We start from the raw sequence: 10,555 nt of genomic DNA, 5'->3' as shown, positions 1-10,555 counted from the left end.
GGAATGACATCATTATAGCATCCGCCTAAGGCGGACAAAAGGCCGGACAGTAGTGTTATATTTTCATTTTCTAAATATTGCAGCCGGAAAGCTTTAACTCAATTATTTTCTTGACTTTCTTTAATTTATTACGATATATTTCAGCATAGAATAAAATATTGCATTACAAAACGTACTCGATTTATAAGGGGCAGTTAATTGTTTATCCGCGTATGGATAAAAACACAGTTTTTGATGTTAAATATAAATCAGTACAATAAGGAGGGAACCTAACCGAAGCATTATTGCAAAGGAAAAATGACAGGAACAAAACGAAAGCTTTATGCTTTAAAATAGTATAAGCTTGATAGGTGTATATTATAATTTTGCCAAGGTCAGTCATCGACCATAAATGAAAGGAGTGTGTATGAAGAAATAGTTTAAGGTTATTATTAAGGGGTTAAAAAATCCGCGCTGAATATCCGGGTATTTATAGCTGTGCAACCCGGGTAATAGTGTCGGGAATGAATCACCACTATAGGAAGAGGTGAGTTATGATTAAGAAGATTTTGGTTATTTTGGCATTAGCTCTTTTTGTTAGCGTATCAGCCTCAGACCTGAACGTTTGGGTTGGCGGAGATTTTGACGGCGGAGTATGGAATAATGTTATGAATACTCCTCCCGATGAATGGGTCGATATACCTGTTTATATTGCCGGGGAAAACGCTTCTGTATGTGTTGCGGACATGATGTTTCCATTAGGCATTAATAAGGAATATGTCGACCAGTTTGCCGATACCTCATGTCGGGTTTATTATCCTTTCACCGAATGGGATGTTGCTGATTTTGTTAATGTCAATGATGAGTTCGAGGAAGGTTGGACAAGTCTGTCATTTCTGGGATTAGCCAGAATCAGCCGGGATGAACATCCTTGGGGACGATGGGAATCTCCTACGCTTGCTATGTCATTTAGGGTGCATGTACGGGATGATTTTCAGGAAACCGAGGAAGCTGTTTGTGATGCTTTCGGTCCGGGTTTGGATTTTTATCAAGGGGATGCCAATGCCGGCGATACTCTGGGCGGAGCCGGTTTTGGCTTAAATCAGCATTACTGTTGTCTGATGTATTCGCCAACAGCTATCGAGGAGGATGTTCCTATTCCGGATGATTATTTCCTTGCGAACAACTACCCTAATCCATTTAACCCGACTACTACGATTAAGTATGGTTTGCCGAAAATGTCTCAAGTGTCAATTGAAATCTATGATATTTTGGGACGCAGGGCTGCTGTGCTTGTCAATGAGGAACAGCCTGCCGGGTACTATCAGGTTAACTGGACAGGCGACGGCAAATCTACCGGAATGTATTTCTACAGAATTCATGCCGGTGATTTTACTGAAACCAGAAAGATGCTGATGCTGAAATAACACCTCCTTCAAGGAAATCAGAAATATTTATCTGGTGTTTTTTCTCGCAGCAGAGGGAGCGCATTTTGTTTGCGCTCCTTTTTTTAATGATATTTAATGGTGTTAGGTTTTAATCTATGGTTATTAAGTTAATGTTATGGGGACGTATGCCGCCCATTAAGAGAGCTATTAAACTAACTGTACTTAAACAGAATTATAATAGTTCATCAATATCGATATTTATCCCATCTTTTACTTTTTTATAATATATGAATTTTACATTTATTTTTTCACTTAGGTTCATTTTAATTTTATAAGTTTCAGACTTTATACTTACTGGTATATTTCCAATAAATCCATCGATTCCTTTTGATTCGTCTTCTGGTGTTGAGAGTTTATAAGAAGTATTTAAATTATTTGCTGTTTTACTGAGAATTGCTTCTTGGAATTTTAAACCAATAAATGTTTTTACAATAACTAAATCCTTAACCCAGCTTTTAATCATGTTTCTATCAATTTGATTGATAACTTTTTTGAAATTATCAATCATTGTTATAATTCTTTCAGCAGCTTTTTCTATTGCATCAGGGTGAGTTTCCAAATACCATTTTTCCCATTCCTCGATAGATTGCCCGTTAAACTCTTGGATTAAATCACTCATTTATCCAACAACAGCAGGACGGGTCCCTTGCGCGTTTTGATTTGCGAGGTTTAAAATTTGAGTGGAATACTTGGGGAATTCGAATGATTCAATTTTTAATAACTGCTTAATCTCATTGTTAGAAATTTTGATCTGCTTTTTCATTTTATGTATTTTCCTAGAGAAGTTTTTTAAACTTTGTCTTGTATTTAAATTGATATTCAGTATCCAAAACTCCATATCCAAGTTTCAATATATGAGCATTTATAAAAGTTTTATTTTTCAAATATAAATAGCATAACAAACTATTTTCATCATCATATTTTTGCGAATCAAATTTTATAAATACCTTTTGCCCTTTTGTTTTCTCGGTTAAAAAATTGACAGCTTTTTCTCTTAGTTCTGGTTTTTCTTTCACACCAAGTAATCTTATCTTAAGCCCATTATCTAATATTAAGATTTCTGGCGATTGAATTTCTTTGACTGAGTAATACTTGCATCTTTCTGAGTGATTATTATCGATTTTTGACCCAAATTGAAGTTTCTTGGGGTCAATTTTTCTTTCAAAGGAAACAGGGTCTTTAAAAACATAAGGCAATTGAGAAATCTTATCCGAGAAATCATTTTTTAGCAGTCCATTTTCTATAATCTCATAATTAGAATCTTCAAAAATAGTATTTTGATCTATATTAAGTTTGCTTTTTATAATTGATAAAAAGTCTTTATTAATTTCATACCCAACTGAATTTCTGCCAAGATTTTTCGCTGCTAAGGATGTAGTACCGCTTCCTAAGAAAGGATCAAGAACCGTATCGTCAACGAAACTGAACATCTTTATCAGCCTTGCCGGTAATTCCATAGGAAACATTGCTAAATGCTTATCTTGTTTTTCACCCGGGAAATTCCAATGACCAACAAAATATTCATTCCATTCGTCTTTGCTTAATTTTGATTTCAATTTAATTTCAGGTGATACTTTTGTCGGTTTGCCGTGTTTTTTAAATATCAATATGAACTCATAATCCAGCTTTATTATACCATTTCTTGGATAGGGATAAGAGCCCATAATAGTTGCGCCGCCTGATGTATTACATGTAGTTACTTTTTGCCAGATAATTGACCCCATATAATCAAAGCCGATTGCCTCGCAGAATTTTATTATCTCTGTTCTTATAGGAATTATCTTATATCTTCCATAATAAACAGAACGCGCGAATTGGTCGCCAATATTTATGCATATTCTGCATCCCTTATGAAGCGTTCTATAGCATTCACTCCAGACAAGATTCAGATTGTTAATGTATTCTTCGTATGAATCATTAAAACCTATCTGATTGCCATTGCCATAGTCTTTTAACTGCCAATACGGCGGAGATGTAGCCACAAGATGAATCGATTCATCGGCAATTTCTTCCATGCTTCACGAATCGTTTATGATAATTTTATGATGTGTCTTCATTGCAATTTCAAACTAACGTAAATTTATTTTATTGTCAATTCTATTCTCATCAACCCAACCCCAACTCACGGCGCAAGAACTGACCGGTATAGCTTATTTTGTTCTGCGCTACCTGCTCGGGAGCGCCGATTGCCACTACTTGACCGCCATCATCGCCGCCCTCCGGGCCAAGGTCGATAATCCAGTCGGCAGTCTTGATTACATCCATGTTGTGCTCGATAACAATCACTGTATTGCCCCGGTCAACCAATGTATTTAGCACCTGAAGAAGCTGTTTAATATCATCGAAATGCAGGCCGGTAGTCGGCTCATCGAGAATGTAAAGCGTTTTGCCTGTCGCTATCTTTGAAAGCTCGGTGGAAAGCTTCACCCGCTGAGCCTCTCCTCCCGATAACGTAGTCGCCTGCTGGCCGAGATGAATATAGCCAAGCCCCACGCCGGCAAGCGTCTGAAGTTTGCGTTTAATAGGCGGGATATGTTTGAAAAATTCCAGCGCTTCTTCAACAGTCATATCCAAAACATCGGCAATAGATTTGCCCTTATATTTGATTTCGAGAGTATCGCAATTATAGCGCGAACCTTTGCAGACCTCGCATGGCACATAAACATCCGGCAGGAAATGCATCTCGATTTTAATGATGCCGTCGCCCTCGCAAGCCTCGCATCGCCCGCCTTTAACATTGAAAGAGAACCGTCCCGGCAAATAGCCTCTTACCTTCGATTCGGGAATCTGTGAAAACAAATCGCGGATGTGAGTGAACAACCCGGTATAAGTAGCCGGATTCGACCTCGGCGTGCGGCCAATCGGCGACTGGTCGATATCAATAACCTTATCGATTTTTTCAAGGCCTATCAAGCTGTCATAAACAAGCGGCGGCGTTTTCGAACCATAAAATTTTTGAGCCATTACCCGAAATAATGTTTCATTGACAAGCGTTGATTTGCCCGAACCCGATACGCCTGTAACGCAGATAAATTTACCCAGCGGGAAATCAACTCGGATGTTTTTCAGGTTGTTGCCCTTTGCTCCTCGAATTGATATTTTCTCGCCATTGCCGCCATGACGGCGTTTAGGCACCGGAATTGAAAGCTTCCCAGATAGATATTTGCCGGTGATAGATTTTTTTGAACGTCTAATTTTTGCCGGCGCGCCGCTGGCTACAACTATTCCGCCTTTTATTCCAGCGCCCGGTCCCAAGTCGATGACATAATCGGCGGCTTCGATTGTTTCGCGGTCGTGCTCTACTACCAGCACAGTGTTGCCAAGCTCTCTTAATGTTGTCAATGTATTTAACAACCGCTTGTTGTCGCGCTGATGCAAGCCGATTGAAGGTTCATCGAGGATATACAGCACGCCTACCAGACGGGAGCCGATTTGCGTGGCCAGCCTGATTCTTTGCGCCTCGCCGCCCGACAATGTCATCGCCGACCTGTCTATGGTTAAGTAATCAAGGCCAACATCCATAAGAAAGCCAAGCCGCTGGCTCAGCTCTTTTAATATTTGACGGGCAATAGTCGATTGACGGCGGTTTAGTTTGAGATTATTAAAAAACTCTTTGGCTTTCTTGACCGACATCGCCGCAACACGGGCTATTGAATGGCCGCCGACCATAACCGATAAAGCCTCCGGTTTTAGACGAGCGCCATCGCAAGCCTCGCACGGTTTAATTGACATATATTGCTCAATCCAGGCGCGAATACTCTCTGATTTGGTTTGACGATACCGTCGTTTGAGATTGTTGATTACTCCCTCAAAGGCACTATAATGTTCCCACAGACCCCGGCCATTAGAGTGTTCGAAACTGAATTTAATTTCCTCTTTTCCCGAGCCATGCAGAATGATATTTTGAAATTTCTTAGCCAGTTTATTAAATGGCGTATTTAGGGAAAATCCAAAATGACGCGATACCGCCGCAATTAAACCAAAATAATAGCCGCCTCTTGGAATACCCCAGGGAGCAATCGCGCCCTCATTGATTGACAATGATGGATCCGGCGTTATTAAATCCAAATCAAGTTCCATTTTTGCGCCCAACCCCGAACATGCCGGACAGGCTCCATACGGCGAGTTAAACGAAAACATCCTCGGCGTGGGTTCCTCATACGAAATACCGCAGTTTTCACAGGCATAGCGTTCGGAGTATAAACGCTCGCCTTTGCCAATGGCATCCACATTGACCAAGCCGGAACCAAGCTTCAAAGCGGTTTCGAGAGAATCAGTCAATCTTTTGCGGATGCCGTTTTTAATAATTAATCTGTCAACAACAACTTCGATGGTATGCTTTTTCTTTTTGTCAAGCTGGATATCGTCATTGATTTCGCATATTTTGCTGTCAACGCGCAAACGGACGAAGCCCTCCCGCCTGATTTGGTCGAATACATCTTTAAATTCGCCTTTGCGCCCCCTGACTACAGGGCCGAGAATATGCACCCGGCTGTTGGTTGGCAATTCTATTACCGAATCGGCGATTTGCTGGACTGTCTGCTGACTGATAGGCTCTTTGCATTTATAACAATAGGGAATACCGACACGGGCATACAATAACCGAAGGTAATCATAGATTTCCGTAACAGTACCGACAGTAGAGCGCGGGTTTTTAGCGGCTGAGCGCTGTTCGATTGATATCGCCGGCGATAGTCCCTCTATAAAATCGACATCCGGTTTCTCCATAAGGCCAAGAAACTGACGAGCATAAGCCGACAGCGACTCGACATACCGCCTTTGCCCCTCTGCATAAAGCGTATCGAATGCCAGCGATGATTTTCCCGAACCGGAAAGACCGGTTATTACAACTAACTTATTGCGGGGAATTGAAACATCTATGTTTTGCAGGTTATGTTCGCGGGCGCCTTTGATTATTATTTTGTCGTTTATCATTCCCAACACCTGATATTTCATTATATCTACATATGTTCACTATTATAATGAACAGTAGATATTCTGTCAACCGATTTTAGCCAACCAATAAATATAATTATTTTACATGAAATGGCAAGGAATAGGTCGAGAAGGGTAATTAGAGAATTAGCTAAGTTTGCCAAGCGGCTGTTTAGCAGCCAGAGGAAATGCCTTTCACTATTTGGACAATAATATTTTTGCCTAAATATCTTCTGCTTTTGGTAATTCTGTCGATATATTTTACATGGAAAAAGCTTAATTTTAAATAACATTGTACTGATTAGATTATTAAATTTAGATTTACAGGCATTAATAAGGATAGTAGAATTAAATTATGTTGGATATAATTATAGGAATATTCGTTTTTCTCATCGGGTTAAGCATCGGCAGTTTCGCTAATGTTTGTATATATCGTATTCCGCGCAAGATGTCGATTGTCAAACCCCGTTCACAATGCCCTGCCTGCGGACAGCCAATAAGACCGCTGCATAATATCCCGCTGCTAAGCTATCTGTTTTTACGCGGCAAATGCGACTACTGCGGAGCGGTAATAGGCATACGCTATCCATTGGTCGAATTTATATGCGGCCTGCTTTTTCTTTTTGCTTATTATGATTTATATATTGTAAGTGATAATATCTATATGCTTTTAGTCGGCTTTTACCTATCAACTGTTTTTTTAATCATGTTCTTCATCGATGTTGATTTTCAAATAATACCCGATTCATTATCGCTTTCGGGAATAGTGCTGGGCGTTGCGGCAAGTTTCCTGCCGGGAGTTCGTCTTGGCTGGCTCGATTCTGTTATCGGTTTGTTTGTCGGCGGTGCTCTGTTTTTAGCTGTTGCAGTGATGGGGGACAAGATTTTCAAAAAGGAAAGCATGGGCGGCGGCGATATTAAATTGGCGGCTATGCTCGGCGCCTTTTTAGGCTGGCAAGGAATTCTGCTGGTATTGGTAATCGGCTCATTTTTCGGAGCCTTAATCGGCGGCATTATGCTTATAATGGCTAAAGATAAAGAATCGGCCCACACAATACCATTCGGACCATATCTGGTAACTGCCGCCTTAATTGTATTCTATAGAGGCAATGAGCTTATTGCCGCCTATTTAAAATTCATCGGACGATAATATAATATAGCCTGCCTACCGGCGCCCGCCTGTCTGCGGACACGGGGCACAGTTGCGAATATCACTGCCACCCGGTTGGATATACCATGTGCGATAGCCTGCTCGTTATTCGGTTCTGATAATTTCTTCAACATCTGAACCATTCTGCCGATATCTCAAATGTGAGCAAGTTGAAAAAAAAACGGTTTTTCTCCGGCGGTTATGAATCCGAAATTAAAATTACGATTATTCTTTTAATAGGCTTTTTTCTTTCCCTAAATTTCATTTCCGCTTATTCGCTCGGTAAAGCTCGCCTGGCTCTAAATGAAAACTTTAAATCCCGCATAAAACTCGGCTTGAAATCGGTTAAAAAGGTTATTGAAGTTAATAATCTGAGTTTACCGGAGACCGCCTACTTGAATGAAATCCTAACTTTGACTGACCTCAATCAAATTGAAATACTCGATAGCCTTGGCAGCCGGCTTATGGCTGTAAGCGCGCTGATTTCAGAATCCTCGGAAAATCTAATATCGAAATCTGCCGTAATTAAAAGCAAAACCGGACAGACTGTTTATTATATCAATGTACACGGCGTAAACAGAGTCGGAAATAATCTAAACCGCTTGGCCGTATTTGATAATATATTTAGAATAGCCGGTTTAATTATCGGTTTAATTATCGCTTATTTGTTCATCAGGTCTGTGATGAATCCTTACAAAAAAATCAAGAAGGAAGCCAGCGCTTTAGATTTTCCACAATTGGATTATGAGGATGTCGATTCTGTCGAGTATGCCGTTAAGATGTTTCAGGAGGTTATTCGCGAGCTTAAGCAGAAAGAAAAGCTGCTTCAATCTATGTACGACATCTCCGAAAAGCGGGCGGATTCATTAGCGCAATATAATGAGCATATCCTTAGCAGTATTTCCTCCGGCGCGATTATTTGCGATAATCAAGGGATAATAACTCGGTTTAATCGCGCGGCTGAAAAAATCATCGGCAACTCTCAGCATTATGTTCAGGGCAAACATTATGCTGAAGTCTTTGGGGAAAATCATCATATTGCCATGGTTCTAAATGAAGCTTTAAACAATGACAAGATATTTTCACGCACCGAATTCGAAATCACTCGTGAGAACGGCGACAGCCTCTGGATTGGCCTGACATCATCGCTGATTTCCGATAATGAGAATAATAAAATCGGCGCAGCGGCGCTATTAACCGACCTGACAAAAATCAAGCAGCTTCAGCAAGTATCCGATTTCACCGAAAAAATGGCGGCGCTGGGCGAAATGTCTGCCGGATTGGCGCATGAACTGCGCAATTCAATCGCGGCTATCCTGGGTTTCAGTAAATTGCTTAAAAAATTAATGCCCCCTGATGATAAAGCAAGCTCTATCGCTCAATCAATTATATCCGAATCATTAGCAACCGAGGAGATGATAAGCAGATTCTTAACCTTTGCAAAGCCGCTGAATATTCAGCCCTCCAGAATCGAAATCAGAAACCTTGTATATGACAGCCTGAAAATGGCGGTCGAATTGCATCAGGATAAGCAGATCAGTATTTCTGTCGATGATCAATCAGGCGACATTGCTATCAATGCCGACCCGATACTTCTAAAAAACGCCCTGTCCAATCTGATGATAAACGCTTGTCAGGCTATGGATGACTCCGGCATTCTAAATGTCGGACTTACTTTTAATTCTCATGCTAAACAGGTGATAATATCAATATCCGACACCGGCAAGGGAATATCAAAAGAGAACCTGCCGAAGATATTCAATCCCTTCTTCACCACACGCGAAAAAGGCACCGGTCTTGGCCTGTCTTTAGTACGCAAGATAATCACCGGTCATATGGGAACCATCGAGGTCGAAAGCAAAGAAAGAGAAGGCACAATCTTCACGATAATCCTGCCGGTTGACCTCACAATCGAGCAGAACAGCAATAAAATCGAGAAAGAAAAAGCCGCCAGCAGTATTATGTCAGTAACTGCTTGAAAATTGTCGAGAGAACTCCTTTTACAATTATAATTTGACTAAGACGCCAATCTATCATATTTCCCTGCAATATATTTGGTTATGCGTCAGGATGGAAGGAACGACATCCTGACGCGGGGTGCCCCACTCCCGCCTTGCTTGGCTGGTAGTTTTTGTGTTTGCCGGCGTGTTGATGTTATCGAATGGTCTGAAGAAAATATTTATTAGTTCCGGACGTCCCGATAATGTCATAGTTTTAAGAGAATCATCTTCTATCGAAATGATGAGTTTTATTACAAGGGAACAGACTGATATTATAAAAACTATTCCCGAGATTGCGCTTGGTGATGATGGCAAGCGAATGGTAGACGGTGAACCTGTAGTGATGATTAACCATATCCGCCGCGAGGATGGTCTTCCGGCTAACGTTATGATTAGAGGTGTTGGCGTTAAATCAGCAGATATACACAAAGGGTTCAAGCTTGTTGAGGGACGCATGTTTGAAGCCGGAGAAACTGAGATTGCAGCCGGTGTCAAGGCGGCAAAACAATTAAAGGGATGCGGTCTGGGTGAGACGATTAATTTTAGCAATACAGACTGGACAGTTGTCGGCTTATTTGAAGCCAATGAATCATCATTCGAATCTGAGATATGGGGGGATGTTGAGCAATTTTTGCCTGCCTAAAGCTGACCCCAGAATAAGTGTCGAACTTAAAAGAGAAGATAAATATTATGCCGATCAAACTCATGCCGCCTCAATCTTTATTAATTCAATAGGCGCGGCTCTCAGTATTATTTTCAGTCTTGGCGCAGTAATCGGGGCAATGATAACAATGTATGCCGCTGCAGCCAATCGCACTACCGAAATTGCCGCTATGCGCGCCTTGGGATTTAAGCGTCGAAATATCTTAGCCGCCTTTCTGATAGAATCGATTTTAATTTCATTCGCCGGCGGCATAATGGGCTTAATTGCCGCCTCATTTTTGCAGCTTGTCAGCGTTCCGCTGCTCAATGAAGCAATAAACCAGACATTATATACATCAGTGCGTAGGGGTGTTCGCCCTCAGACTGTTGACAAAGCCCAC

Annotated in this window: 7 protein-coding genes and 1 pseudogene; 5 read left to right on the top strand and 3 right to left on the bottom strand. The window is 41.0% G+C overall.

Features of this window, described 5'->3' with window-relative positions; all coding sequences use genetic code 11:
* The first annotated feature begins 533 nt into the window (after positions 1-533).
* Entirely contained in the window at positions 534-1,406 is an 873-nt protein-coding gene (locus J7K40_06125) for a T9SS type A sorting domain-containing protein (GenBank protein ID MCD6161973.1), read from the top strand.
* Positions 1,407-1,599: 193 nt separating this feature from the next.
* Here the strand turns inward: J7K40_06125 and J7K40_06120 are convergent.
* The 3 genes and pseudogenes from J7K40_06120 to uvrA all read right to left on the bottom strand — a co-directional run bounded on the left by J7K40_06120 (position 1,600) and on the right by uvrA (position 6,362).
* Positions 1,600-2,190 (bottom strand): annotated as a pseudogene (locus J7K40_06120) (MjaI family restriction endonuclease).
* A gap of 13 nt (positions 2,191-2,203) precedes the next feature.
* Entirely contained in the window at positions 2,204-3,442 is a 1,239-nt protein-coding gene (locus J7K40_06115) for a site-specific DNA-methyltransferase (protein ID MCD6161972.1), read from the bottom strand.
* Positions 3,443-3,533: 91 nt separating this feature from the next.
* Entirely contained in the window at positions 3,534-6,362 is a 2,829-nt protein-coding gene (uvrA, locus tag J7K40_06110) for an excinuclease ABC subunit UvrA (protein ID MCD6161971.1), read from the bottom strand.
* A gap of 355 nt (positions 6,363-6,717) precedes the next feature.
* On the opposite strand from uvrA, the gene J7K40_06105 reads away from it, so the two are divergent.
* The 4 genes from J7K40_06105 to J7K40_06090 all read left to right on the top strand — a co-directional run.
* On the top strand, positions 6,718-7,512 hold the full coding sequence (locus tag J7K40_06105) for a prepilin peptidase (GenBank protein MCD6161970.1): 795 nt from the start codon (positions 6,718-6,720) through the stop codon (positions 7,510-7,512).
* A gap of 161 nt (positions 7,513-7,673) precedes the next feature.
* Positions 7,674-9,491 carry a PAS domain S-box protein gene (locus tag J7K40_06100; protein MCD6161969.1) on the top strand — a complete coding sequence of 606 codons (1,818 nt, stop codon included), beginning with the start codon at positions 7,674-7,676 and terminating at the stop codon, positions 9,489-9,491.
* Positions 9,492-9,663: 172 nt separating this feature from the next.
* On the top strand, positions 9,664-10,155 hold the full coding sequence (locus tag J7K40_06095; protein MCD6161968.1) for an ABC transporter permease: 492 nt from the start codon (positions 9,664-9,666) through the stop codon (positions 10,153-10,155).
* Positions 10,130-10,555: ABC transporter permease (locus J7K40_06090; protein ID MCD6161967.1), on the top strand; the 426-nt coding region annotated here is incomplete at its 3' end. The genes J7K40_06095 and J7K40_06090, both read left to right, overlap by 26 nt.

Source organism: Candidatus Zixiibacteriota bacterium (assembly GCA_021159005.1).
Lineage (GTDB): Bacteria > Zixibacteria > MSB-5A5 > UBA10806 > 4484-95 > JAGGSN01.
The sequence above is the reverse complement of the archived record's forward strand: the minus strand, read 5'-3'. Positions and strand labels throughout refer to the sequence as shown.